Annotated in this window: 25 protein-coding genes; 9 read left to right on the top strand and 16 right to left on the bottom strand. The window is 59.1% G+C overall.

Features of this window, described 5'->3' with window-relative positions; translation table 11 throughout:
* Positions 1-8: 8 nt before the first annotated feature.
* Positions 9-305 carry a DUF7742 family protein gene (locus tag ACR0D9_RS06480; protein ID WP_209596789.1) on the top strand — a complete coding sequence of 99 codons (297 nt, stop codon included), beginning with the start codon at positions 9-11 and terminating at the stop codon, positions 303-305.
* Here ACR0D9_RS06480 and ACR0D9_RS06475 read toward each other — a convergent pair.
* A complete protein-coding gene (locus ACR0D9_RS06475) occupies positions 286-624 on the bottom strand; it encodes a TraR/DksA family transcriptional regulator (RefSeq protein WP_480485305.1) in 339 nt (112 codons plus the stop codon). The genes ACR0D9_RS06480 and ACR0D9_RS06475 overlap by 20 nt on opposite strands.
* An 84-nt stretch (positions 625-708) precedes the next feature.
* On the opposite strand from ACR0D9_RS06475, the gene cysE reads away from it, so the two are divergent.
* Positions 709-1,518 (top strand): serine O-acetyltransferase, encoded by an 810-nt coding sequence (gene cysE, locus ACR0D9_RS06470; RefSeq protein ID WP_267364267.1) that lies wholly within the window; start codon positions 709-711, stop codon positions 1,516-1,518.
* 71 nt (positions 1,519-1,589) lie between these two features.
* Here cysE and ACR0D9_RS06465 read toward each other — a convergent pair whose 3' ends face one another.
* The 6 genes from ACR0D9_RS06465 to ACR0D9_RS06440 all read right to left on the bottom strand — a co-directional run bounded on the left by ACR0D9_RS06465 (position 1,590) and on the right by ACR0D9_RS06440 (position 7,504).
* Entirely contained in the window at positions 1,590-2,903 is a 1,314-nt protein-coding gene (locus tag ACR0D9_RS06465) for a pyruvate dehydrogenase complex dihydrolipoamide acetyltransferase (RefSeq protein ID WP_480538112.1), read from the bottom strand.
* Positions 2,904-2,917: 14 nt separating this feature from the next.
* Positions 2,918-4,291, bottom strand: coding sequence for a pyruvate dehydrogenase complex E1 component subunit beta (locus tag ACR0D9_RS06460; RefSeq protein ID WP_480485309.1), 1,374 nt, complete (start codon positions 4,289-4,291; stop codon positions 2,918-2,920).
* Between the two features lie 15 nt (positions 4,292-4,306).
* The gene (pdhA, locus tag ACR0D9_RS06455) at positions 4,307-5,296 is read right to left on the bottom strand and encodes a pyruvate dehydrogenase (acetyl-transferring) E1 component subunit alpha (RefSeq protein WP_209503593.1); all 990 of its coding nucleotides are present in this window, start codon (positions 5,294-5,296) and stop codon (positions 4,307-4,309) included.
* 159 nt (positions 5,297-5,455) lie between these two features.
* Entirely contained in the window at positions 5,456-5,755 is a 300-nt protein-coding gene (locus ACR0D9_RS06450) for an FtsB family cell division protein (RefSeq protein WP_209503595.1), read from the bottom strand.
* Positions 5,756-5,896: 141 nt separating this feature from the next.
* Entirely contained in the window at positions 5,897-6,241 is a 345-nt protein-coding gene (locus ACR0D9_RS06445; protein WP_480538110.1) for a lysozyme inhibitor LprI family protein, read from the bottom strand.
* Positions 6,242-6,313: 72 nt separating this feature from the next.
* Entirely contained in the window at positions 6,314-7,504 is a 1,191-nt protein-coding gene (locus ACR0D9_RS06440; RefSeq protein ID WP_480538108.1) for a phosphoglycerate kinase, read from the bottom strand.
* Between the two features lie 133 nt (positions 7,505-7,637).
* Here ACR0D9_RS06440 and ACR0D9_RS06435 point away from each other — a divergent pair, with 133 nt between their 5' ends.
* Positions 7,638-8,144 (top strand): peptidylprolyl isomerase, encoded by a 507-nt coding sequence (locus ACR0D9_RS06435; RefSeq protein ID WP_209503601.1) that lies wholly within the window; start codon positions 7,638-7,640, stop codon positions 8,142-8,144.
* Positions 8,137-8,694 (top strand): peptidylprolyl isomerase, encoded by a 558-nt coding sequence (locus ACR0D9_RS06430; RefSeq protein ID WP_209503603.1) that lies wholly within the window; start codon positions 8,137-8,139, stop codon positions 8,692-8,694. Before ACR0D9_RS06435 ends, ACR0D9_RS06430 begins: the two co-directional genes overlap by 8 nt.
* A 41-nt stretch (positions 8,695-8,735) precedes the next feature.
* Here ACR0D9_RS06430 and ACR0D9_RS06425 read toward each other — a convergent pair whose 3' ends face one another.
* The 7 genes from ACR0D9_RS06425 to ACR0D9_RS06395 form a co-directional block, all read right to left on the bottom strand.
* The gene (locus ACR0D9_RS06425; RefSeq protein ID WP_480538106.1) at positions 8,736-9,578 is read right to left on the bottom strand and encodes an alpha/beta fold hydrolase; all 843 of its coding nucleotides are present in this window, start codon (positions 9,576-9,578) and stop codon (positions 8,736-8,738) included.
* Positions 9,579-9,676: 98 nt separating this feature from the next.
* Entirely contained in the window at positions 9,677-10,366 is a 690-nt protein-coding gene (aqpZ, locus tag ACR0D9_RS06420) for an aquaporin Z (RefSeq protein ID WP_209503607.1), read from the bottom strand.
* Between the two features lie 102 nt (positions 10,367-10,468).
* The gene (locus tag ACR0D9_RS06415; RefSeq protein WP_480538104.1) at positions 10,469-11,290 is read right to left on the bottom strand and encodes a M90 family metallopeptidase; all 822 of its coding nucleotides are present in this window, start codon (positions 11,288-11,290) and stop codon (positions 10,469-10,471) included.
* Positions 11,291-11,408: 118 nt separating this feature from the next.
* The gene (locus ACR0D9_RS06410; RefSeq protein WP_209596778.1) at positions 11,409-11,909 is read right to left on the bottom strand and encodes a bactofilin family protein; all 501 of its coding nucleotides are present in this window, start codon (positions 11,907-11,909) and stop codon (positions 11,409-11,411) included.
* A complete protein-coding gene (locus ACR0D9_RS06405) occupies positions 11,899-13,230 on the bottom strand; it encodes a DUF5930 domain-containing protein (protein WP_480538102.1) in 1,332 nt (443 codons plus the stop codon). The genes ACR0D9_RS06410 and ACR0D9_RS06405 overlap by 11 nt, the downstream gene beginning before the upstream one ends.
* Positions 13,231-13,403: 173 nt before the next feature.
* Positions 13,404-14,222 (bottom strand): ferritin-like domain-containing protein, encoded by an 819-nt coding sequence (locus ACR0D9_RS06400; RefSeq protein WP_209597550.1) that lies wholly within the window; start codon positions 14,220-14,222, stop codon positions 13,404-13,406.
* 89 nt (positions 14,223-14,311) lie between these two features.
* Positions 14,312-14,773 carry a peroxiredoxin gene (locus ACR0D9_RS06395; RefSeq protein ID WP_480485316.1) on the bottom strand — a complete coding sequence of 154 codons (462 nt, stop codon included), beginning with the start codon at positions 14,771-14,773 and terminating at the stop codon, positions 14,312-14,314.
* Between the two features lie 80 nt (positions 14,774-14,853).
* Here ACR0D9_RS06395 and ACR0D9_RS06390 point away from each other — a divergent pair, with 80 nt between their 5' ends.
* From ACR0D9_RS06390 to ACR0D9_RS06375, 4 genes are all read left to right on the top strand, one after another.
* Positions 14,854-18,228 (top strand): YhdP family protein, encoded by a 3,375-nt coding sequence (locus ACR0D9_RS06390; protein WP_480538100.1) that lies wholly within the window; start codon positions 14,854-14,856, stop codon positions 18,226-18,228.
* Between the two features lie 42 nt (positions 18,229-18,270).
* The gene (gene queA, locus ACR0D9_RS06385; RefSeq protein ID WP_480480446.1) at positions 18,271-19,320 is read left to right on the top strand and encodes a tRNA preQ1(34) S-adenosylmethionine ribosyltransferase-isomerase QueA; all 1,050 of its coding nucleotides are present in this window, start codon (positions 18,271-18,273) and stop codon (positions 19,318-19,320) included.
* 108 nt (positions 19,321-19,428) lie between these two features.
* The gene (locus tag ACR0D9_RS06380) at positions 19,429-20,706 is read left to right on the top strand and encodes an MFS transporter (RefSeq protein ID WP_480480448.1); all 1,278 of its coding nucleotides are present in this window, start codon (positions 19,429-19,431) and stop codon (positions 20,704-20,706) included.
* 109 nt (positions 20,707-20,815) lie between these two features.
* The gene (locus tag ACR0D9_RS06375) at positions 20,816-21,391 is read left to right on the top strand and encodes a DUF924 family protein (RefSeq protein WP_480476775.1); all 576 of its coding nucleotides are present in this window, start codon (positions 20,816-20,818) and stop codon (positions 21,389-21,391) included.
* A gap of 38 nt (positions 21,392-21,429) precedes the next feature.
* Here the strand turns inward: ACR0D9_RS06375 and ACR0D9_RS06370 are convergent, their stop codons facing one another.
* Entirely contained in the window at positions 21,430-21,864 is a 435-nt protein-coding gene (locus tag ACR0D9_RS06370; RefSeq protein WP_480538099.1) for a hypothetical protein, read from the bottom strand.
* Between the two features lie 215 nt (positions 21,865-22,079).
* On the opposite strand from ACR0D9_RS06370, the gene lpdA reads away from it, so the two are divergent.
* Positions 22,080-23,474 (top strand): dihydrolipoyl dehydrogenase, encoded by a 1,395-nt coding sequence (gene lpdA, locus ACR0D9_RS06365; protein ID WP_480517424.1) that lies wholly within the window; start codon positions 22,080-22,082, stop codon positions 23,472-23,474.
* A gap of 153 nt (positions 23,475-23,627) precedes the next feature.
* Here the strand turns inward: lpdA and ACR0D9_RS06360 are convergent, their stop codons facing one another.
* Complete coding sequence (locus ACR0D9_RS06360) at positions 23,628-25,013, bottom strand: M20/M25/M40 family metallo-hydrolase (RefSeq protein ID WP_480538097.1); 1,386 nt, start codon at positions 25,011-25,013, stop codon at positions 23,628-23,630.
* Positions 25,014-25,187: the final 174 nt, after the last annotated feature.

Below are 25,187 nucleotides of genomic sequence, written 5' to 3'. Positions count from 1 at the left end.
GCGGTCTGATGCGACCGCTATTGCACGGTGATGTAAGTGCCGCGGCGCGCGCCTTGTTGGCGGCGCCGCCGCCAGAGCGGACCCGCTTATGCGTCCGGATGATCCATGAGGCGGAACTGGCCGACATCCACCGGGCGCGCACGGGTCGGCTGCATCCGGTTTACGGCAACGGATCGCTGATGGCGGTTGCGCGCAACAGGGTGCTGGCCGATGAGCCGGGGTTTGACGATTTGCAATATTGTCAGTGTTTTTCGCTGGTTTTGCACCATCTTGCCGAGTTTCTGATCACCCGGTCGCGCAGCTGACGCATTTGCTGGCGGCCAGATCCAGAGACAATCGCCCATCGGGAATACGGTCGCCGCAATCTTCGCAATATCCGTATTCCCCCTCGTCCAGCCGCATAAGCGCGGCCTGAAGGCGGCGGGTTTCGACATTGCGATTCACCTGTTGCGCCTTTGCCATCGCCTGGTTTTGCAACGCATCCATGCGGCTGAGGCGACCAACCGCCTGCTGATCCAGTTCAACAACGGCCTGAGCCTGCTGGCCTGATGCGGACAATTGATCCAGTTCGGCCAGACGCTCGTGAATTCGTGTTTCAAAATATGTGCGCTCGGACTCATTCATTTTCGTTGTATCGCGGATCACGGGTTTGCGTTTGGCCTTTTTGCCACTAAATGGCATTCTAGGCGCAGCAAAGGATCAAAAGCTATGTTTGAAAAACGCAGCCCCGTGACACCGGTCGATCCGGTCTGGAACCGTATCACATCCGAGGCCCAAGCAGCCGTCGAGACAGAGCCGCTTATGGGCGGGCTTGTGCACGCCTGTATCCTGCATCACCGTAGCCTTGAGCGTGCACTGTCCTATCGGATCGCGGCCAAGCTGTGTTCGAACGAAATGTCGATGATGGTGCTGCGCGAGATCGTGGACGAGGCTTATGCAAACGATCCCGGTTTGCTGGAAGCCGCCCGCGCCGATCTGATGGCGGTTTACGAGCGTGATCCGGCCTGCCATCGGTTGTTGCAGCCCATTCTGTATTTCAAGGGCTATCAGGCCATGCAGGCCTATCGCGTCGCGCATTGGCTGTGGCGCAAGGGGCGTTATGATCTGGCCTATTTCTTCCAGATGCGATCGTCGGAGATTTTCGGCATCGATATTCACCCGGCCGCGAGGATCGGCAAGGGGATCATGATCGACCACGCCCATTCCATCGTCATCGGTGAAACCGCCGTGGTCGGAGACAACGTGTCGATGCTGCATTCGGTGACGCTGGGCGGAACCGGCAAGGAAGAGGAAGACCGCCATCCCAAAATCGGAGACGGTGTTCTGATCGGGGCCGGGGCAAAGGTTCTGGGCAACATCAAGGTCGGCCATTGCAGTCGTATCGCCGCCGGTTCGGTGGTGTTGCAGGACGTTCCGCCGTGCAAGACCGTTGCCGGTATCCCGGCCAAGATCGTGGGCGAGGCCGGATGCGATCAGCCGTCGATCTCGATGGATCACATGCTGGGCAAAGATCAGTAGGTTGATTTGAACTAACAAAAAAGGCCGCCTCGATATTCGAGGCGGCCTTTTTTTTGCGAGCTCGGTATGGCTTACGCCAGCATGACCATCGGGTTTTCCAGATTGTCGACAATGGCCTTGAGCAGCTCGGCCCCCAGCGCGCCGTCGATGACCCGGTGGTCAACCGACATGGTGACAGACATCACCGTTGCCACGGTCAGCTCGCCATCATCCCCGACAACCGGTTTCTTGACGCCGGTGCCGACGGCCAGAATTCCGGCATGGGGCGGGTTCACGATGGCATCGAAATTGTCGATGCCGAACATACCCAGGTTCGAGATGGCAAAAGTGCCGCCCTGATATTCATGTGGAGCCAGCTTGCGCTCGCGGGCGCGGGCTGCAAGGTCTTTCATCTCGGTCGAAAGGGCTGACAGGGATTTCATGTCAGCGTCTTGCAGGACCGGCGTGAACAACCCGCCTTCGATTGCGACCGCAACAGCCACATCTGACGGTTTCAGTTGCAGCACCCGGTCACCTGCCCAGACGGCATTACAGGCCGGAACCTGTTGCAGCGCATTGGCGACGGCTTTGATGATGAAGTCATTGACGCTGAGCTTGACGCCGCGACCTTCGAGTTGCTTGTTCAACTGACCACGGAATTTCAGCAGCGCATCAAGCTTGATATCGCGGCGCAGGTAGAAATGCGGAATGGTCTGTTTGGCCTCGCCCAGACGTGCGGCGATGGTTTTGCGCATACCGTCGAGCTTGATTTCCTCGTACGGGCGGCCTTCGTACATCCGCGCGACCATATCCGCCGATGGACCAGACGGAGCTGCTGGGGCAGCTGCGGGCGCGGCGGCGGCGGGAGCAGTGGCAGGAGCTGCTGCCGGAGCGGTGGCAGTTGCGCCTTCAACATCAACCTTGACGATGCGACCATGCGGGCCGGAACCGGCAATCTGCGTCAGGTCGAGACCTTTTTGCGCAGCAATCCGGCGGGCCAGAGGCGAGGCAAAAATCCGACCACCATCAGCCTTGGCCGGAGCGGCCGGGGCAGGGGCGGGCGCTTCGGGTGCCGCTGGCGCGGCAGCCTCGTTGCCCGCGACGGCTGCGGAGGAAGCCGCCGGAGCAGCAGCCGGGGCGGTGCCAATGTTATCGGCGCTTTCGCCGTCTTCCAGCAGAACCGCGATGGCGGTGTTGACCTTGACCCCTTCGGTGCCCTCGGGGATCAGGATCTTGCCGATGGTGCCTTCGTCAACGGCCTCGAACTCCATCGTGGCCTTGTCGGTTTCGATCTCGGCCAGCAGATCACCGGAGGAGACGGTGTCGCCTTCCTTGACCAGCCATTTGGCGAGCGTGCCTTCCTCCATCGTCGGGGACAGGGCGGGCATCAGAATTTCTGTAGGCATCTGTCTGTCGCTCCTTACCGGTAGGTCACTTGTTTGACGGCGGCGATCACCTCATCGGTGGTGATCAGGGCCAGCTTTTCGAGATTGGCGGCATAGGGCATCGGAACGTCCTTGCCAGTGCAATTGATGACCGGCGCGTCGAGGTAATCAAACGCCTCCTGCATCACGACCGAGCTGATGTAGCTGCCGACAGACCCCTGCGGCCAGCCTTCTTCCACTGTCACCAGACGGTTGGTCTTCATCACCGAGTTGATGATGGCGCCAGTGTCCATCGGGCGGATGGTGCGCAGGTCGATCACTTCGGCGCTGATGCCGTCTTCGGCCAGCTTGTCAGCAGCTTCCAGCGCGTATTGCATGCCGATGCCAAAGCTGACGATTGTCACATCTGACCCTTCGCGCCAGATGCGGGCCTTGCCCAGCGGAATGGTCAGGTCATCCACCTGCGGCACTTCGAAGGAGCGGCCGTAGAGGATTTCGTTTTCCAGGAACACAACCGGGTTGGGATCGCGGATGGCCGATTTCAGCAGGCCTTTGGCATCAGCAGCGGAATAGGGCATGACGACCTTCAGGCCGGGGATCTGCATGTACCACGCGGCATAGTCCTGGCTGTGCTGTGCGGCCACGCGGGCCGCGGCCCCGTTGGGCCCCCGGAACACGATGGGGCAACCCATCTGACCACCAGACATATAAAGCGTTTTGGCCGCAGAGTTGATGATCTGGTCAATCGCCTGCATGGCGAAGTTGAAGGTCATGAATTCGACAATCGGTTTCAGACCGCCAAAGGCCGAACCCACCGCGATACCGGCAAACCCGTGTTCGGTGATCGGGGTGTCGATCACGCGTTTGGAGCCAAATTCATCCAGCAGGCCCTGCGAGATTTTATAGGCCCCCTGATATTCAGCGACTTCCTCGCCCATCAGATAGACGTTTTCATCACTGCGCATTTCCTCGGCCATTGCATCGCGCAAGGCTTCGCGCACGGTTTCGGACTTCATCTCGGCATCCGCGGGCCAGTCGGGTGACAGGTCCACCGCTGGAGCAGCGGGGGCCGCTGCGGCAGGAGCCGGGGCCGGGGCTGCTGTGGGGGCGGCCTCGGGCGCCGCTGCGGCTGCGGGGGCTGCTGCGGGCAGGGCCGAGGCGTCTTCGCCTTCTTCGACCAGCACCGCGATGGGGGTGTTCACCTTGACCCCTTCGGTGCCCTCGGCGATCAGGATCTTGCCGACGATGCCTTCATCGACGGCTTCGAACTCCATCGTTGCCTTGTCGGTTTCAATCTCGGCCATGATGTCGCCCGAGGATACGGTGTCGCCTTCCTTGACCAGCCATTTGGCCAGCGTGCCCTCTTCCATCGTGGGGGAAAGGGCGGGCATGAGAATTTCGGTTGCCATGTCTTATTCGTCCTCTCAGGCGTAAATGTCAGTCCAGAGCTCTTCGACCGAAGGCTCGGGGCTTTCTTTCGAGAATTCGGCGGCCTGATTGACGATCTCCTTGATTTCTTTGTCGATCGCTTTCAGGTCATCCTCGGTCGCATGCTTGCCGGTCAGCAGCAACTCGCGCACGTGTTCGATCGGGTCGCTTTGTTCGCGGACCTTCTGAACCTCCTCGCGGGTCCGGTACTTGGCCGGGTCGGACATCGAGTGGCCACGATAGCGGTAGGTCTTGATTTCCAGGATATAGGGGCCTTTGCCCGCGCGGCAGTGCGCGACAGCCTTTTCGCCTGCTTCCTTGACCGCCAGCACATCCATGCCGTTGACGATCTCGCCCGGAATGCCGAACGCTTCGCCGCGATGGAAGATGTCTTTGGTCGAGGTCGAACGGGACTGAGCGGTGCCCATGGCGTATTGGTTGTTCTCGATCACGAAAATCACCGGCAAGCCCCAGATGGCCGCCATGTTGAAGGTCTCATACACCTGACCCTGGTTCGCGGCACCGTCCCCGAAATAGGTGAAGGTAACGCGGCCGTTTTCCTTGTACTTGTCAGCAAAAGCCAGCCCCGCGCCCAGCGGAACCTGCGCGCCGACGATACCATGCCCGCCGTAGAAATGCTTTTCTTTCGAGAACATGTGCATCGAGCCGCCCTTGCCCTTGGACAGGCCACCGATGCGCCCGGTCAGTTCGGCCATCACGCCGCCCGGATCCATGCCACAGGCCAGCATGTGACCGTGGTCGCGATACGAGGTGATGCGCTTGTCGCCTTCCTCTGCTGCGGCCTCAAGCCCGACAACAACGGCCTCTTGTCCGATATAAAGGTGGCAGAACCCGCCGATCAGGCCCATACCATAAAGCTGACCGGCCTTTTCCTCGAATCGGCGGATCAGCAGCATCTCGCGGTAGTATGTCTGGAGTTCTTCCGCAGAAACATTTGGTTTCTTTGTGGTTTTTCGCGCAGCCATCGTGGCGATCTCCCCCTTTCGGACAGATAGTTTAGCGTTAAACTATCTCATAAAGCATTTGGGGCTTTCTGGCGAGGGTAAATGTGACGCAGCGTTCGCCACGGCGCATCCCGGCCGAAACGCCGGGCCTGAGTTGCCTTTTCTGAATAGGGTACTTGATCAGCGGATCACGATTTCGTCCGACCGGATCATGCCCAGAACCGAGCGCGCCTGCTGGTCCAGCAGGTCCAGATCCAGATAGGTGTCGGACAGACGCCGTGTCAGGTTTTCCATCTCGGCGATTTCGACATTCAGTTTTTCCAGACTGCGTGACAGAGCGTCCCGTTCCGCCGCAATTTCGACCCGCCGGAACAGGCCGTAATCCCCTTGAACAGCGGCAAAGGTGAAATACACACCCAGCATGAAAGCCACCGAGAAGAAGAGAACTGCACCCAAACCGGGCCGATGGGAACGGGACACTCTGTTTACCGCCGTATGAAAACTTGCCTCAATAACGGGCTCTTTCCGAGCCTCTGATCGCACTATGTCACAGGCGATTCGGGTTGTGAATCCCCTGATTCGGTTTTTTCATCAGTATTTCGTGTGCGTCCCGGTTAAAGCTCAGCGCCAGGACTGAAGCTGCTGATTTCTTGCGACCGTCTGCTCTTTCATACAGGTCCAGTAGAACATGGGCGCAGCGCTGCCGCCGCCGGATAGTTCCTTGTCGCAGGTGGCGTCCCGCGCCTTTAGCCACGCACGTTGTTCCGCCAGAAGGGCATCGCCGTTGCCACGTGCATCAGCGACCGGCTTGATCTGTTTCCACAACCGGTTGAGGTCGCGGTCAACGGCTTCCCATTGTTCCTTGGCACAAAAATTTGCATCAAGCTGTGTCTGGCCACCGCAACCGGATTGTGCTGTTGCAGGCCACGGCATTGCGAGAAGGATGAGCAGGTAAAATGATCTCATGATAAAATCCCCCATTCAAATAGCGGATATTACCATGAACCCTGACAAGCGGCCAAATGCGATCGGTGCCGCTTACTGATCCAGCGCAGCGACACCGGGCAGGGTTTTGCCTTCCATCCATTCAAGGAATGCACCACCTGCGGTCGAGATATAGGTGAAATCCTTGGCTGCCCCCGACGCATTCAGCGCCGCAACTGTGTCACCGCCACCCGCGACCGAAATCAACTGCCCCGACCGGCTGAGGGCTGCGGCTTTCAGGGCCGCGGCATTGGTGGCTGCGTCGAACGGCTCCAGCTCGAACGCGCCCAGCGGGCCGTTCCAGATCAGGGTCTGGCTTTTGTCGAAAATCGCGGTAATCGCGGCGACGCTTTCAGGGCCCGCGTCCAGGATCATGCCATCCGCAGGGCATTGATCGGCGGGTAGAACCTTGTGGGGCGCGTTGGCCTCGAATTTCTCGGCCACTACAACGTCACGCGGCAGGACGATCTGGCAGCCCGAGTTTTCGGCCTTGGCCAGAATTTCGGCGGCGGTGTCCTTCATCGCGGTTTCAGCCAGTGATTTGCCAACGCTGATACCTTGGGCGACAAGGAATGTGTTCGCCATACCGCCACCGATCACCAGATAATCGACCTTGTCGATCAGGTTGCCCAGCAGTTCCAGCTTGGTCGAGACCTTGGCGCCGCCGACAACCGCCGTTACCGGGCGCTTGGGTGCACCCAGTGCGCTTTCCAGCGCCTGCAACTCGGCCTGCATCAGGCGGCCCGCACAGGCAGGCAGCAGACGGGCGATGGCCTCGGTTGAGCTGTGGGCGCGGTGCGCGGCTGAAAACGCATCGTTGCAATAAATATCCCCCAGCTTGGCCATGCCAGCGGCCAGATCGGCGTCGTTTTTGGTTTCGGCCGCGTGAAAGCGGGTGTTTTCCAGCAACAGGACTTGGCCGGGTTGCAAGGCACTGGCGGCCAGTTCCGCCTCGGCCCCGACGCAATCGGCAGCAAACAGAACCTTTGCGCCAAAAGCGCTTTCCAAAGTCGGGACCAGTTGTTTCAGTGACAGGCTTTCACGCCGTTCGCCACCGGGACGGCCAAAATGAGCCAGAAGGATCGGTTTGCCGCCAGCGGCCAGAATATCGCGCACCGAGGGGACGATCCTTTGAATGCGGGTGGCGTCGGTCACAACACCGTCAACCACGGGCACATTGATGTCCACACGCACCAGCACGCGTTTGCCGTTCAGGTCCATATCGTCCAGTGTTTTCCAGCCCATTGTGCGATCCTTGTCGTTGGCAACCGATTTAGGCGGTTCTTTTCCTGCATTTTGCCCTCAGGTCAATGCGTCACTTGGCATTCGCACGCGTGCGTCATAGGTATTTGCGCAAGATAAACGACAGGAGGGCCTCATGGCCGAGATCAAAGACCCCGAAAACACAATCATCATCGAGCTGAAAGGCGGCAATGTCGTCATCGAGCTGCTGCCGGATGTAGCGCCTTTGCACAGTGCGCGGATGAAGGAACTGGCCCGTGGCGGTGAATATGACAACGTGGCGTTTCACCGTGTGATCGACGGTTTCATGGCGCAAACCGGCGACGTGCAGCATGGTGATATGGAAGACGGGTTCAACCTGCGCATGGCGGGCACCGGCGGTTCGTCGCTGCCGAATGTTCCGGCAGAATTTTCCAAGCTGCCCCATGATCGCGGCACGCTGGGCGCGGCGCGCTCGCAGAACCCGGATTCGGCCAATTCGCAGTTCTTCATCAACTTCAAGGACAATCACTTCCTGAACGGTCAGTACACGGTCTATGGCCGGGTCATCGACGGTATGGAGCATGTGGACGCCATCGTACGCGGTGAGCCGCCTGCAAGCCCAGACCGCATGATCAGCGTCAAGGTGGCCGCAGATGCATAAACTGGCTGCGGCTTTTGCCTTGCTGGCAAGCCCGGCGCTGGCCAGCGGTTTGCAGATCGAGGTCGAAGGGGAAGGGGCCAATGGCACAATCTCGATCGACCTGTTCGAAGATGTGGCACCCCAGCATGTGGAACAGATCACCGCTCTGGCCGCTGACGGTCAGTATGACGGCGTCGTGTTTCATCGCGTAATCGATGGCTTCATGGCGCAAACCGGCGACGTGCAATACGGCAACTCGGGCGCGGACGGCTTCGACATGCGCTATGCCGGGCGCGGCGGGTCGGATCGCGCGGATTTGCCTGCCGAGTTCTCGGACGTGAGTTTTGACAGGGGTGTTGTCGGCATGGCCCGGTCAAGCGATCCGGATTCGGCCAATTCGCAGTTCTTCATCATGTTCGCCCCCGGCCCGTTTCTGGACGGCCAGTATACCGTGGTTGGTCAGGTGACCGACGGTATGGATGTGGTCGACGCGATCAAGCGGGGCGAAGGCCAGAACGGTGCGATCATCGGTGCACCGGATGTGATGAAAAAAGTTACCGTTACCGAATAAGATGATTTAGCCCGGCTCAAACGCCGGGCTTTTTCTTTGGCCTATTGGTCGATGAAATCGCGGATGGCACGGGTATAGGCACCGGGATCCTGAAAAGATGCAAAGTGGCTGACATCATCCAGAACAAGCAACTTGGCGCCCGGAATCGCGTCAGCAATTGCTTGTGAATGCGCCATCAGAATGGCCTCGTCATGTGCGCTTTGAACCACCAGTGTCGGGACGGTGATCGATGACAGCGCCTCAAGCCCACCGGGTTTTTCGGTGCCCCACATGGCGGCAACGCCACCAAGGAATGCCTCGAACCCGTCAGGAGTCGGGGACTTGGCCGCATAATCTTGGGCCATCATGCCCACATAAGTGCCAAACACCTCGTTGGTTTCCACCGAAGGATCGATCCCGTCCAGCGTGACATTGCCTGCATGGGCAAAGTGACTGGCCAGCCGATCCGGGTTGGTGGTCGAGATTGAATACCCGATATTTGCCCCGTCGGACCAGCCGACCAAGTGCACCTGATCGACCCCCAGATGATCCAGCAGCGCCAGATAATCCTGCGACAACAACGCGTAGGAATAGGGGCTGCCATCGTTGGTGGACCGTCCGTGCCCGCGCGTATCCGCCACGATTACCCTGTGGTCCTGGGACAGGTCGGCAACCTGCGCGGCCCAGACATCGCCATGGGCAAGCCCACCGTGGATCATCAGAACCGGGGTGCCGCCCGCATCGCCATACGTGGCGTAATACATGTCGATGCCGTTGATCTCTGCCGTGCCCGCTTCGGTGGCGGCGGGCATCTGGGGGGCTTGCGGGATGCTCAGCCATTTGTCTTCGGCCCAGCCTGCCGTCGCGACGCAGCTTAGAAAAAATGCTGTGGTTAATGTCTTCATTGTATCCTCCCGTTGAACCAAAGGCCGTAACCAAGCCAGGTTAAGCGGAAGGATACCGTGTTTTTCAATAAACGGGATAATTACCTTTCCCGCGCGGATCAGTCATCCGAGGACATTGCTTTCCAGATCAAGGCACCGATTGCGCCGCCAATCAGGGGGGCTACCCAGAACAGCCAGAGCTGAGCCAGTGCAGGGCCGTCGGCAAACAGGGCAACGCCGGTTGAGCGCGCCGGGTTGACGGAGGTATTCGTCACCGGGATTGAGATCAGGTGGATCAGGGTCAGCGCCAGACCGATGGCAATCGGAGCGAACCCTGCGGGTGCCTTGTCCGACGTCGCGCCCAGAATGATCAGAATGAAGAAAGCGGTCATCACGATTTCGATGATCAAAGCCGACATCAACGAATATCCCTGTGGTGAGGCCTCACCATACCCGTTTGACGCGAACCCACCGACACCAGCGAAATCGGGTGCCCCGCTGACGATCAGGTACAGAACCACTGCGGCGGCAATTGCGCCAATGACCTGTGCAACCCAATAAGGCAGAAGGTCTTTGGCCGGAAACCGTCCTCCAATCATCAGGCCCAAACTGACGGCCGGGTTGAAATGCCCGCCCGAGATTGGGCCGACCGTGTAAGCCATCGTCAAAACGGTAAGGCCAAAGGCAAAGGAAACACCAAGCCAACCGATGCCGACATCTGCCACACCAGCCGCCAGAACGGCACTGCCGCAGCCCCCCAGAACCAACCAGAACGTGCCGAAGAACTCGGCAAGTAGTTTCGATGACATAGAAAATCCTCCGCCCAATAATGAGGTTAACCGTAATTCAAGAATTAGCTTATGTTAAATTGTTGCGAACGGGGAATTTTTTTCGACGCTTCCTCAATCGGGTCAGAACGGACCGCTGTGCCATTGAGCGGGATCAAGATGAAAAAGCTTTGACAGCTGTTCATAGATTGCCGGGTCAGAGGATTTCAGTGCATGTGGACGTTCAAAGAACACTTCGACCGAAACGGCAAAGAACTCTTCGTGACCTTCCGCGCCGTAGGGATCGATCACTGTAGGTTTTCCGTTTTCCACGGCAAGAACATGTGTCTTGTAACCGTTCAGAAAGGCGGTTTCCCATTCGCCAAAACTTTGTCCATTGCTGAGCACGGGAACACCATTGGTTGCGCCCGAGAGGTCATCAAGCTGGTGCGCGAACTCGTGAAAGACGACGTTCCGGCCATCGTGATCATTCAGGGCTCCGCGCTGGCTGTGGGCCCAGGACAGGATCACGGGGCCGCGGTTCCAGCTTTCCCCGCTGCGGATGATTTCCTGTTCGGTGACGACATAGCCACTGTGGCGACGCTGTTTTGACTTGAAGGCACCGGGGTAAACCAGAATGGTCGTCAGGTTGTCATACCACTGGTCCGTATTCACCACGAGCAGACAGGCTTGCGCGGCAATCGACACCTGCATGTCTTCGGTGACGTCCAGCCCGTCGCAGCCGACGAAATCGACCTGATCAAGGAACAGGTTGATCTTTCCTTCCAGCGCCCCGCGCAAGTCTTTGGGCAGTTTCCGGATTATCGGCACCTGAGCGCTCACAATATCGCGCTGGTGCTGGGACAGCGACGTGGCCAGCAAGGTCAGGCGGGATTGTCTTTTCGCCCAGAAGTGAAAGGCCGCAGCGCCAGCGATCAGCGCGACAACCGTCAGAAAAAGCAACATGGATCGACTGTAGCGCGATCAGAAAGGGACGAAAACGGGAATCCCGGATCATCCGGACACTCAAAAGAAATGACGCCACGGGTTTCCCCACGGCGCCCTGACATGAAGTGCAGTCTGCTTACTGTTTGACTTCTGCCGCCGGGTTCGATCCGGCTTTGGCACTGCGGCCAGGGTTCAGGGGATCGTCCTGACGCTGAACCGAGCCTTCGAAATGCGCGCCGCTTTCAATGGCGATGGTCTTGTGGATGATGTCACCTTCTACGCGGGCGGTCGAGGTCAGGCGAACCTTGAGACCACGCACGCGGCCAACGATGCGACCGTTGATCACAACGTCATCTGCAGTGACTTCGCCCTTGATCGTTGCCGATTCACCAATGGTCAGCAGATGGGCGCGGATGTCGCCTTCGACAGTGCCTTCCACCTGAATGTCGCCGCTGGTCTTGATGTTGCCGGTGATGTGCAGATCCGAGGACAGAACCGAGGCCGGCGGCTTGGGTTTGGGTGCCATTGCAGGTTTCGCGTCAGCCGGAGCAGGAGCCGCTGGGGTCGCCGGAGCGGCTGGTTTGGCCGCCTCGGGTGCTTTGGGTGCGGGCTCGTTGATTTTGCTTTTAGAAAACATTTTTCGCAGCCTTGATGTAAGTCATTGGGTTTACGGGATTTCCGTTCACGCGCACCTCGTAGTGCAGATGCGTGCCGGTGGACCGTCCGGTGTTACCCATATCAGCAATATGATCCCCGCGCGAGACCCTTTGGCCGACCTTTACGTTGATCTTGGTGTTATGAGCATAAAGTGTCTCAATTCCGAACGCGTGCTTGATCTTCACAAGGCGTCCGAAGCCTGATTGCCAGCCGGCATGCGTGACCACACCATCAGCGGTCGCGAATATATCGGTGCCTTGCGGTCCCGCAAAATCGACACCGTTATGCTGCCGACGACCACCGGACTTGGGGTCACGCCGGTTGCCGTAGCCACTGGTGAAACGCACGGCAGAATGTACGGGATTGGCGAAGGGGGCCTTTTCCGCAGCAATCCGGTACAGGTTCAGCTGATCCATCTGGCGCAGCAACGTGTTTGCGCGGACTTCTTCGGGCGAAAGCTCGTCTTCTTCGCCGCGTGTGCTAAGGGATAAAGGGGTCAGCGGACCGCCCATACCGCTATATCCGCGCCGGACCTCTTCGATGATGCGATCGGTGGGCATTCCGGCCTGACGGAACATCTTGTCCAGAGGTTCGACCGAGATGACCATCGCCTCTTCTAGCTGGCGGAAGATCTCGTCGCTGCGTTCCTGCATCAGACGGATTTCAAGTTCCAGATCGTCCCGCTGTTCCAGCGCGTCCTGCGCGTTGGAGGCGATCAGATCGCGTTCTTTGGCCGTCCGCGCCAAAGCGTCGGTCATGAAGGCCATCTGTACCGGGGCGCTGGAAACCGCGGCATACATATCAGAGCCGCTGGTGTCCTGTTTCAATTGGGCCAGCTCTGAGCGCGCCTCTTCGCGCTGCTTCATCGTGGCGCGCAATGTCGTCTGGATAACTTCGATACCTGTCTCAAGTTCGCGGCGACGGTTTTCCGAGGCCAGCAGCTCCGACTGCATCGCGGAAATCTGGTCCAGCGCGGCATTGAACCGGTCCTGAGCGGCCAGTGCTTCATGCGCGCGGGAATCGCGTTCTGCCGACAGGGTGTTCAGGCGTTCCTGATAGATGGCCTGATCGCGCTTTGCCTGTTCCCGGAAATTCCCGGCCCCGATGCTGTCCATCAACAGTATGGCTGTCGCAACCGCTGTCCATCCGACCATGACGGCAACTCCGGCCACTGCGACCACCTGAGTTTCCGAACTGAGCCGGATAAACCTTGTGTCCTTGTCGGATTTCAGAAAGACCCGGCGTTCCGGGAAATGCCTCTCAAGCAGTGAGTGCAGTTTTATTGTCAGACGTGTTCGCACGCGCCCTACCTTTCATCCCCAAGATCGGAACCGGTCGTGAGTGCCTGCCGTCCCTTGCGCCGATTGCATAAAGCGGCAGCGGCGTTCGGGCAAGTTTGTTGACCAATCAAGTGCAAACGGCGCTGAAATCCCCCAAAGATCGGCGAGATTTTGCCGAAAATAACGCAGAAGTGTCAGTTCGAGAGGTCTCCGGGCGCGGGCAGGTCTTCGGTCAGGGGCCAGTAGAAATCGGGGGGCAATCCGGCTTCGGCCCGTTTTTCTTCGTTGAAGGGGGGTTTGAGAACACCGTGGAAGTACCGCCGGACCAGCGCGTGAAACACATCCTTGGGGTCGGCATTTTCGCGGCCGCACAGGAAGTGGAACCATTTTGAGCCGTAAGCGACGTGGCCGACCTCTTCGGCATAGATCACTTCGAGCGCGGCGATGGCCTGCTCGGCCTTGGCCTTGCGGAATATCTCGATCATGCCGGGGGTCACATCCAGCCCACGCGCCTCAAGCACCATGGGAACAACGGCCAGCCGTCCCATCAGGTCGTCTGCGGTGTCCTCGGCCGCGCGCCACATGCCTGCATGGGCGGGCAGGGCGCCATAGTGGCTGCCCATCTGTTCCAGGCAATCGCAGACCATCTCGAAATGGCGCGATTCTTCTTCGGCGCATTTCACCCAGTCATCGTAGAACCCGATGGGCATGGGTACATGGCCAAAGCGCGCGATGATGTCCCAGTGCAGATCGACAGCGTTCAGCTCGATATGGGCAACCGCGTGTAGCAGGGCAATGCGCCCGGCCTCGGTACCTGGTTTCCGTTTGGGTACCTCACGCGGGGACAACAGCGCGGGCTTGTCCGGGCGCGCGGGGGACAGGGGCGGTGATGCGGTGCCGATCTCGATGGGTTCACCCTCGGCCTTGCGGGAGGCAAACCACGCGGCGGCATGGGCTTTGGACAGGGCGGTTTTGGCCCGCCCGTCCGCTGTTGTCAGAACCTCTGTCGCCATCTGTGTCAGTGTTTTGGGCACCGGGTCGCTCCGCCTTTGGCATGTCAGCGCGGGTGATAGACCGGATGGCGCGGCAGGTCGAGGGGGGCTTAGATCGCTTTCACCGCTTCCAGCACCTCTTCCACGTGGCCGGGCACCTTGACCTTGCGCCAGACCTTGGCAATGCGTCCTTCGCTATCAATGACAAAGGTTGATCGCTCGATCCCCATCGATTTCCGGCCATACATGTTCTTTTCAACCCATACGCCATAGTCCTCGCAGACGGTCGAGCCTTCGTCCGACAAGAGCGGAGTGGTCAACCCGTGTTTGGCGACAAACTTGTCATGCTTGGCGACGCTGTCCCGCGAAATGCCGAAAACGTGAGCCCCTGCCTCGGTAAACGCCTGAAGCTGCTCTGAGAAACCGATGGATTCCTTGGTGCAGCCCGGCGTATCATCACGGGGATAGAAGAACAAAACCACGGTGCCACCGCGCAACGCCGAAAGCGTCACCTCGCCACCGCCGTCGCGCGGCAAAGTGAAGTCGGGGGCGATGTCTGAAACGTCGGGCATTGGAAACTCCGCTAAAGGTTTTTAAAGGCTGCCCTTCATCATAGGGCAACGCGTGCGGGTTGGAAGGCGTGGATAGCAAATTGAAGCAGCACGAAGACGACGAAGCAAAGCCGGGCAAGCCTGTGCGCCGTCGGTCGCGCCGCCGCACCGCTGGTCTGTGGGCCATGCGTGGGGCCATCGTGCTGGTGCTTCTGGCGATGTTCACCGGTTTCATGGTCGTGGGGCAGAGGATGCACGCACCTGTGTGGCTGCGCGACAGGGTCGAAGCCCGGCTGGAACGGGCGCTGGGCGGGCTGCAAATCCGGTTTGGAGACGTCAGTTTCATCATCCACGAAGGCTGGCGCCCCCGTCTGCGGCTGACCGATGTTGCCATCAGTGACGCCGCAGGCCAGCAGATTGCGCAGGTATCCGATATGCGCGCCAGCCTGGCCATGCGTCCCTTGCTGCGCGGTCAGGTCCGGCCCAAGCGCATCATTCTGAGCGGCGCGCAGATCGCCATGACCCGCGATCAGGACGGGGCGCTGACCCTGACCGTGGGATCGGGCAGCGCGCCGGTGCAGGAAGCGCCGGACCTTGCACAGCTGATCGAGGGATCGGACGAGGTGTTTCAGTCTCCGCTCCTGTCGGCGCTGACCTCGGTCGAACTTGATGCGATTACGCTGGATTACCGCGACCTGCGGCAGGGGCGGTCGTGGGTTCTGGACGGTGGGCATATTCAGGCGAACCGCAGTGACAACGAAGTGCGGCTTGCGACCGGGTTTTCGGTTCTGGCCGGGCGTGACTATGTCAGCAGTATCGAGGCCAACTATACCAGCGTGCTGGGCACGCCTGCCGCCAGCTTTGGCATCTCGGTCACCGATCTTCCGGCCGAAGACATAGCAGGCCAAAGCCCGGCCCTTGCCTGGTTGCAGGTTCTACGCGCACCGATTTCAGGGGCTTTGCGGGGCAGTGTCGATGAGAACGGGGCCACAGGAACCGTGTTCGCAACCCTCAATCTGGGGGCCGGGGCGGTGCAGCCCAACCCGGAAACGCGCCCGGTTCCTTTCGAATCTGCTCGCACGTATTTCACCTATGACCCGAAAGCCCAGATGCTGGACTTCAATGAGGTATCGGTGGTGTCGGCCTGGGGCACAGTTCAGGCCGACGGAAAGGCGTTTCTGCAAGGGGCTGAGGACGGTGTGCTGGACAGTCTGGAGACGCAGTTGCGCTTGTCCGGGATCAATGTGAACCCGGCAAATCTTTTCCCGGAGCCGATTCAGCTGTCGCGTGCCAGCGTGGATTTCAAGATGGCGTTCAACCCGTTCCAGTTGCGCCTTGGCCAGATGACCATCGAGGATCCGGGTCATACCGTGCGCGCCTTCGGGGTTTTGCACGGTCGTCCCGATGGCTGGGCTGTGGCGCTGGATGCCCATCTGGATCAGATGAGCTCGGACAATGTTCTGAGTTACTGGCCCGAGCGTCTGGCGCCGAAGCCACGGGAATGGGTGACGGAAAACCTCTATCAGGGAGTTTTGTCGGACATGGATTTCGCCCTGCGTCTGGAGCCCGGTTCCAAACCGGACCTGTATCTTGATTTCGGGTTCGAGCAAGCCAAGGTTCGCTTTGCAAAGACCCTGCCGCCGATCGAAGATGCACAAGGTCAGGCCAGTCTGATCGACAGCCGGTTTACGGTCACCGCGCAGCAGGGGGTGGTGGTCGCCGATGACGGGGGGAGTGTGGATGCCGCGGGGACGTCCTTCATCATACCTGACACGGATATCAAGAAATCCGCACCCGGCATCGCGCGTATTCAGGCAAGGGGCAGCGTGACCTCTGCGTTGTCGCTGCTGGACCGACCACCGCTGGAATTGCTGAGCAAGGCCGGGTTGCCCGTTGACGTTGCCAAAGGCACGGTTGCGTTGACCGGAACGCTGTCCCTGCCGTTGATAAAAGAACTAAAGTTTCAGGATACCGAATTTCACTTCAACGGAACGTTGGCCAATCTGTCCAGTGACCGTCTGGTACCGGGATTTTCTGTAAGTGCCCCGATGCTGGATATTTCCGGCAATCAGTCGGGTGTTCAGATTCAGGGGCTGGGTCAGTTCGGCGATGTTCCGCTAGAAGCACTTTGGCAGCAGCCTATTGACGGCGAAACCGAACAGCGCAGCACCTTGACCGGCCAGATCGAACTGTCCCCGCGTCTGATGGATGAGATCAGGGCCGGCCTGCCGCCGGGGATGCTGACGGGCAAAGGGGTTGCTGATATTACGCTGGGTCTGGGCGCTGGGGCTCCTCCGAAACTGTCTGTTGTTTCGGACCTTCAGGGCGTGGCGCTAGCCATCCCTGAACTCGGCTGGCGCAAAGAGGCAAACACCACAGGATCACTGACTGCGGACGCGACGTTGGGCGCGCAGCTGAAGGTGGACGATCTGCGGATCAATGCAGCGGGACTGCGCACAACCGCATCCATTTCCTTTCACGAAAACGGTGAATATGACCGTGTCCAGTTCAGCTCGTTCGATCTGGGGGACTGGCTGGCGGTTCCGGCGGAACTGATCGGGCGGGGGGCTGCTGTCCCGGATATCCGCGTCTTAGGCGGAGTGCTGAACATGGGGCGTGCAAACTTCGGGGAAAGCAGCGGAGGATCGGGTGGCGGCGGGGCCCCCGGGCCGAATCTGGACGTGGCACTGGACCGTCTTCAGGTCACCGAAACTGTCGCGCTGACAGGTTTCCGGGGGGCGTTCCAGACAACCGGTGGCGTAAATGGCACTTTCACAGCGCGGGTGAACGGCGGAGCGGCTGTTGCCGGTCAAGTGACCCCGCGGGGAAATCGAAGCGCCGTTGACCTGACGTCGAAAGACGCGGGGGCCGTTTTGCGATCAGCCGGGGTTCTGACGCAGGCGCGCGGCGGTGATCTGGACCTCAAGCTTGAACCGGTGGCTGCGCCCGGCAGTTACGACGTGATCCTGAAAATCGTAAATACGCGGATCACCGATGCCCCGGCCATGGCCGCGATCCTGAACGCGATCAGCCTTGTTGGTCTGCTGGACGAGATGGCCGGGCAGGGGATCTTCTTTTCGGCGATTGACAGCCGCATGAGGATATCGCCCACTGACATCAAAGTGCTGAGTGGCAGCGCTGTTGGCCCGTCAATGGGGCTTTCGTTTGATGGCACAATCGACACCGTGAACAGCCTGCTGAACCTGCGGGGGGCGATTTCACCAATTTACCTTCTCAATGCCGTTGGCAGCGTGTTTACCCGCAAGGGTGAAGGCGTCATTGGGTTCAATTACACGCTGACCGGGCCGATATCCTCGCCCAAAGTCGCGGTGAACCCTCTGTCCGGTCTGGCGCCCCTGTTTCTGCGTGATCTCTTGCGTCAGCCTGCGCCAACGGTCTCGGACGGCCCCAATGCTGCGCCGGTGGAACCAGACGAGCCAAAACCGACTTTTGGCTCTCCTCCCAGTGATCGCTGAGGGGATATGGCAGAATCTTTTTTGGGGTTGTAAGGCGCGGTCATGAAGCTCAGCGATTTTGATTTCGACCTGCCCGACGACCTGATTGCAACGCGGCCTGCCTGCCCGCGATCCTCTGCGCGCCTGCTTGTGGCGCAGGGGGGTGGTACAGTGGACAGCCACGTGTTCGATCTGCCCGATTTCCTGCGTCCGGGTGACCGGCTGGTGTTGAACGACACACGCGTTATCCCGGCGCGCCTGAACGGGCGGCGCCACAGGGACAGCGCGCAAGGCCCGGTTTCCGCCGGGATCGAGGCCACTCTGCTGGACCCACAGGCCGATGGCACTTGGTCTGCGCTCATCAAGCCGCTGAAGAAAGTGAAGCCGGGGGAAGAGATTGTATTTTCCGCCGATCTGAGCGCGACGCTGGATCGGGTGGAAGACGGGCAGGCCTTTTTGCGCTTCAATCTCAGCGGTCAGGATTTCGACAAGGCGCTGGATCAGGCCGGTGTAATGCCGTTGCCGCCCTATATCGCCGCCAAACGTCCGGCGGACGAGCAGGACAAGATGGATTATCAGACCATCTGGGCCCGCAGGTCCGGTGCGGTGGCAGCGCCGACCGCCTCGTTGCATTTTGACGATGCCCTGATGCAGGCTTTGTCGGAACGGGGTGTCGCCGTCACACATGTGACCCTGCATGTTGGCGCCGGAACCTTCCTGCCGGTCAAGGTCGAGGATGTGACAACCCACAAGATGCATGCCGAATGGGGGCAGGTCAGCGCCGAGGCTGTTGCCGAGATACAGGCCACAAAAGCTGCGGGCGGGCGTGTCATCCCGGTGGGCACCACTGCCCTGCGCCTGATCGAAAGTGCTGCGCGTTCGGGCGCGATCGAACCGTGGGAAGGTGACACCGATATCTTCATCTATCCCGGTTTCCGGTTTCATGTGACCGATGCGCTGATGACAAACTTTCATCTGCCAAAATCCACGCTGCTGATGCTGGTTTCAGCGTTAATGGGTCAGGACCGGATGCGCGAGGTTTACACCCATGCCATCGCACAGAAATACCGGTTCTTTTCTTATGGCGATGCGTCGCTTTTGATCCCCGGATAGGCGCGCATACGGCATCACCGACAGGGAATGTCGTAGACAAGCGCGATGGAAGCGGTCTTTGATCGCAGAACAAAACTCAAACAAGGTTGGCACCTATCGGAGGCCCAAATGATTCAGGTTCTGTCCAGCGCATGGGCATTGTTGCTCGGCATGGGGTTGCTGATGGTCGGAAACGGCCTTCAGGGCACGATCCTGGGTGTTCGTGGACAGCTTGAGGGATTTTCGACCCTTGAGATGTCTTTTGTAATGTCAGCTTATTTCGTTGGTTTTCTGGGCGGTTCACGGCTTGCGCCCGAGATGATCCGGCGTGTTGGCCATGTGCGGGTCTTTGCGGCACTGGCGTCTTTCATTTCGGCCGTGATGATCATGTATCCGATGCTGGCAGACCCGATTGCCTGGGTTCTGGGGCGCGTGGTGATCGGGTTCTGTTTCTCGGGCGTTTACGTCACTGCGGAAAGCTGGCTCAACAACGCAGCCAATAACGAAAATCGCGGGCAGGCCCTGTCGCTTTACATGATCGTTCAGATGTTGGGTATCATCGGCGCGCAGGGCCTTTTCCTGTTGGGCGACCCTGCCGGGTACGAAACATTCGTGATTGCCTCGATCCTTGTTTCGGTTTCTTTCGCACCGATTTTGCTGTCGATCTCACCAACTCCGGCGTTCGATACTACCAAGCCGATGACGCTGCGGGAGTTGATGAAAAGCTCTCCGCTGGGGTGTGTCGGCATGTTCCTGCTGGGGGGCGTGTTCTCGGCGCAGTTCGGGATGTCGGCGGTTTATGGGGCTCAGGCCGGATTGTCCTTGGTTGAAATCTCGGCATTTGTGGCGGCGTTCTATGTTGGGGCAATTGTCCTGCAATACCCGCTGGGCTGGTTTTCCGACCGGATGGACAGGCGTTTCCTGATCCTGTTGGTCGCGGCAACCGGTGCAGTTGGCGCCGTCAGTGGTATGCTTTATGGCTTTTCCTTCGAAATCCTTCTGGCGTCTGCTTTTGTGATCGGCGGAATGACCAACCCTTTGTATTCATTGCTGATTGCGCACACCAACGATTTTCTGGAATACGAAGACATGGCCGCGGCATCCGGCGGCCTGATCTTTATCAACGGCCTTGGTGCAATTACCGGACCTGTTATCACAGGTTGGCTGATGGGGGATGCAGTGTTTGGCCCTCCGGGCTTTTTCCTGATCATCGCCGTGTTGCTTGTCGCGTTGGCCGCCTATTCGGTCTACCGGATGACCCAGCGTGCAGCAGTTCCTGTTGATGAAACCAGCACCATGTCGACGCTTTATCCCACCGCGTCGCCCGTTGCATTCGAGGTTGCACAGGAAGTTGCGATAGAGGCGGCAGAAGCCGAGTTCGAAGAGGGCGCGCGCGAAACCGCTTGAGACACGAAATTATGTCGTTTGTGTTGCAATATGTTACTGTAACAGTTCTGTAAAAGGGACTTAAATGACGTTACGTCTGGGGCGCGGGCAATTGACGGAGTTTAAGGCAATGGTAACGCCTGAAGAAGTATTGAGTTTTTGGTTAGATGAAGTTGGCCCTAAGGGCTGGTATATTGAAAATGAGGCGCTGGACGCAGACATTCGGGCGCGGTTTCAGTCAACTTGGGAAGCAGCGGCAGCGGGTCGGTTTTCGCTCTGGCTGACTTATCCCAGCGGGGCGCTGGCCTATATCATCCTGACAGATCAGTTCCCGCGTAACATGTTCCGAGGTGAGGCGCGTGCCTTCTCGACCGATCGTGCGGCATTGGCGGCGGCGAAATGCGCAGTCGACAAAGGCTGGGACAAGAAGATCGACGAACCGGCCAGACAGTTCTTTTACCTGCCGATGATGCACTCGGAAAACCTGTGCGATCAGGAACGCTGTGTGCGTCTGATCTGCCAAAACATGAGCAGCGACGCAAGCAACCTGCTGCACGCCAGAGCGCATCGCGAGGTGATCCGCAAGTTTGGTCGTTTCCCGTATCGGAACGCGGCGCTGTCCCGCAGCTCGACTCCGCATGAAACTGCCTATGTCGATATGGGCGGGTACGGCACGACCGTGCGCGAACTACAAGCTACGGGCTGAACGCGAAGCCGCAACCGCTCTTTGGTCACGGCTGCGCTTTATGACTCAGGTGTGCATCCCCGCAATGCCAAAACGCGTTCCGCTGCGATATCGGCGCCGGTTTGGATCGCCTGCGCAATCAGCATTTCTGGCGTGTCAGCCAGTTCCGAAATCCGCTCCTGAACCGTTTGCAGCTTCTGTTCTGCTGCATTCAGGCGCCCCAGCGTTGCCCGGAGGTTTTGCGCGGCTTGGCTGTCTGCAAACGTGTCTTGCTGTGAAAGCGCCGCCAAATCAGTCCGCAACGCCGCAAGCTCGTCCCGAATGCCCTTCGCCTCATCCCGGATGGGGACCAAGGCCTGAACCGTTTGCGAGACTTCAGCAGTGATGTTTTCGGCTTTGGACGCCAGTTTCCAGCCCAGAAACAGGCACAGCGCAACAAGTATCAATGTGGCATTGAGCAGGGCAAGCAGCAGATCTTTCAGAGTTTTGGCCATGGTCAGCCCCTTGAATGGGTTGAGAAAAGAATAGGTCCGACCGGTGTCGGCGTTTCTTTTCTAGCCATTGCATGGCCCGGGGTATAGGCTGAAATCCGCAAGTTCAGGCATCGCTTACCCTGCGTCCTATTTGTCGCGGGAACGGTGTGTTGATGCGTTCCGAATAATAGTTTAATGGTAAACTAAATTTTCAACTCCTGCGCCGAGAGGAACACATGGCTGCACAATCCTATGATCTGATCGTAATCGGGGCTGGCCCCGGCGGCTATGTCGCTGCAATCCGCGCAGCCCAGCTGGGCCTGAAAACCGCAGTGGTCGAGCGCGAGCATTTGGGGGGGATCTGCCTGAACTGGGGCTGTATTCCGACCAAGGCGCTGTTGCGGTCGTCCGAAGTGTTCCATCTGATGGAGCGCGCCAAGGATTTCGGTCTGAAAGCCGAAAAGATCGGATATGATCTGGACGCGGTGGTCAAACGATCCCGTGGCGTGGCCGCGCAGCTGTCAGGAGGCATTGGCCATCTGTTGAAGAAGAACAAGGTTGCCGTCGTGATGGGTCAGGCCACGATCCCTGCAAAGGGCAAGGTCAGCGTCAAGACCGACAAAGGCACCGAGGAACTGACCGCCAAGAACATCATTCTCGCAACCGGGGCACGGGCACGGGAACTGCCGGGCCTTGAAGCTGACGGCGATCTGGTCTGGACGTACAAGCACGCACTGCAACCGCCGCGGATGCCGAAAAAACTGCTCGTCATCGGGTCTGGTGCGATCGGCATCGAGTTTGCCAGCTTCTACAATACGCTGGGCGCAGACACCACAGTTGTCGAGGTGATGGACCGGGTGTTGCCGGTCGAAGACGCCGAAATCAGCGCATTGGCCAAGAAGGCGTTCACCAAACAGGGCATGACCATCATGGAAAAAGCCATGGTCAAGCAGCTGGACCGTGGCAAGGGGAAAGTGACCGCGCATATCGAGGTAAAGGGCAAGGTCGAGAAACAAGAGTTCGACACAGTGATCTCGGCTGTCGGGATCGTTGGCAATATCGAAAACCTTGGTCTGGAAGCTCTGGGCGTCAAGATCGACCGGACACATGTGGTTACGGACGAGTATTGCCGCACCGGCGTTGAGGGCCTTTATGCGATCGGTGACATCGCAGGCGCGCCCTGGCTTGCACATAAAGCAAGCCACGAGGGTGTCATGGTCGCGGACCTCATCGCGGGTCAACATGCGCACCCGGTCAAACCCGAAAGCATCGCGGGATGCACCTATTGCCAGCCTCAGGTTGCCTCGGTTGGATATACCGAAGCAAAGGCCAAAGAGCTGGGTTACGACATCAAAGTCGGCCGCTTTCCCTTTATCGGCAATGGCAAGGCCATAGCCTTGGGTGAGCCGGACGGGCTGATCAAAACCGTGTTTGATGCGAAAACAGGCGAGTTGCTGGGCGCCCACATGATCGGTGCCGAAGTTACCGAACTGATTCAGGGTTACGTGGTCGGTCGCCAGCTGGAGACAACGGAAGAAGACCTGATGAACACCGTCTTCCCGCACCCGACACTGTCAGAGATGATGCACGAAAGTGTGCTGGATGCCTATGGTCGCGTGATCCATATGTAAGATCGGCGTAGTTCCCCGTCAGGGTTGGGGGCTCTGCCCCCGCCGCGCGTGCCGCGCGCCTCCCCCGGGATATTTTAGGCCAGATGAAGCAGGGATCCTTTATTCATCTGGCTGCAAATATCCCGGAGCGCGAGGCAGAGCCTCGCATAAGACCTATTTGTTCAAAGCATCCAGAATGCGCGCCCATGACCGGATGCCCTTGTGGAAGCTTTTCACGTCATATTTCTCGTTCGGCGAATGGATGGCATCATCTTCGTTTGCATAGCCAACCAGCATCGAGTCGAGCCCCAGAACGGTGTTGAAATAGCCGACAACAGGGATTGATCCCCCCATTCCAGTGAACACTGCCTCGCGGTCCCATTCATCCGACAGCGCACCGCGCGCGGCTTCGAATTCGGAGCGGGTGATATTCATGACCGAAGCGGGAGAGCCTTCCATGTCGTTGTCCCAGACCACTTTGGCGTCAGGGGAGAGCCGATCCTCGACATGTTTGCGGATTTTGGCGCGCAGTGCGTCCGGGTCCATGTCACCAACAAGGCGGCAGGTAATTTTGCAATGGGCCTTGGACGGAATAACGGTTTTGGAGCCCGCACCGTTATAACCGCCCCACAGACCGTTCACTTCGAGCGTCGGTCGTGCCCATTGTTGCTCCAAGGTGGAGTACCCCTTTTCGCCATGCGGTTGGGTGTAGCCGACCGAATTCAGATAATCCGCTTCGTCGAAGCCGCAATTCTGCCATTGGCGCAACTGGTCTTCGGGTACTTCATGCACACCTTCGTAGAACCCGTCGACCGCGACCCGCCCGGTTTTGTCGTCATAAAAAGAGGTCACGATTTTCGACAGTTCGCGCAGCGGGTTCAGGCCCGGGCCGCCATAGTGGCCGGAATGCAGGTCGATGCGCGGTCCCACGATGGTAAATTCGTCCTTCAGCATGCCCCTCAACTGCGCCGCAATCGACGGAACGCCGCGTGACACCATGGATGTATCGCAGACCAGCGCCAGATCCGCTTTGAGTTCGGCGGCATTTTCCTTGAGGAAAGGAACCAGTGAGGGCGAGCCCGATTCTTCTTCGCCCTCGAAAAAGAAAGTTATGCGGCACGGCAAGGATCCGTGCACGGCCTTCCAGGCGCGGCAGGCTTCGACAAAAGTCATCAACTGACCCTTGTCGTCTGATGCTCCGCGTCCGCGGATGACCGGACCGGTTTCGGTGTCCTCAATGGCGGGATCGAACGGATCCCGGTTCCACAGATTCAGCGGATCGACCGGCTGCACATCGTAGTGGCCGTAAAACAGGAAATGCGGCGCAGTCGCCTCCTCACCCACGTGACCGACAACCATTGGGTGGCCCGGTGTTTCCCGTTTCTCAGCCGCAATTCCGATACTGTTCAGATCGGCAACCAGCCAGTCTGCGGCGCGGCTGACCTCGGCCTTGTATGCGGGGTCGGTCGAAATCGACGGGATGCGCAGCAGTTCCATCAGGCGGTCGATCGAGGTTTGCAAATCTTCGTCAATCCGGTTCAGCACGGCGTCTAGCGACATGGGGGGCTCCTGCCTGTTTTTTTGTTCCTGCGAACCCTAGCAGCGTTGTCGGCGCCGTCCAGAGGTGTTGACACGGATTGCGGCCCGGCAGTGTAAGCTTGGGTAGGGCGGCGAGCCCTGCGTCGTTTCCACGCGTCCGATGGCCGTAACTTTACTTGTCGGACGGGGTGCAAA

Source organism: Ruegeria sp. AK11, assembly GCF_056541095.1.
Note: the sequence above shows the minus strand (reverse complement) of the source record. Positions and strands in the feature narration are given on the sequence as shown.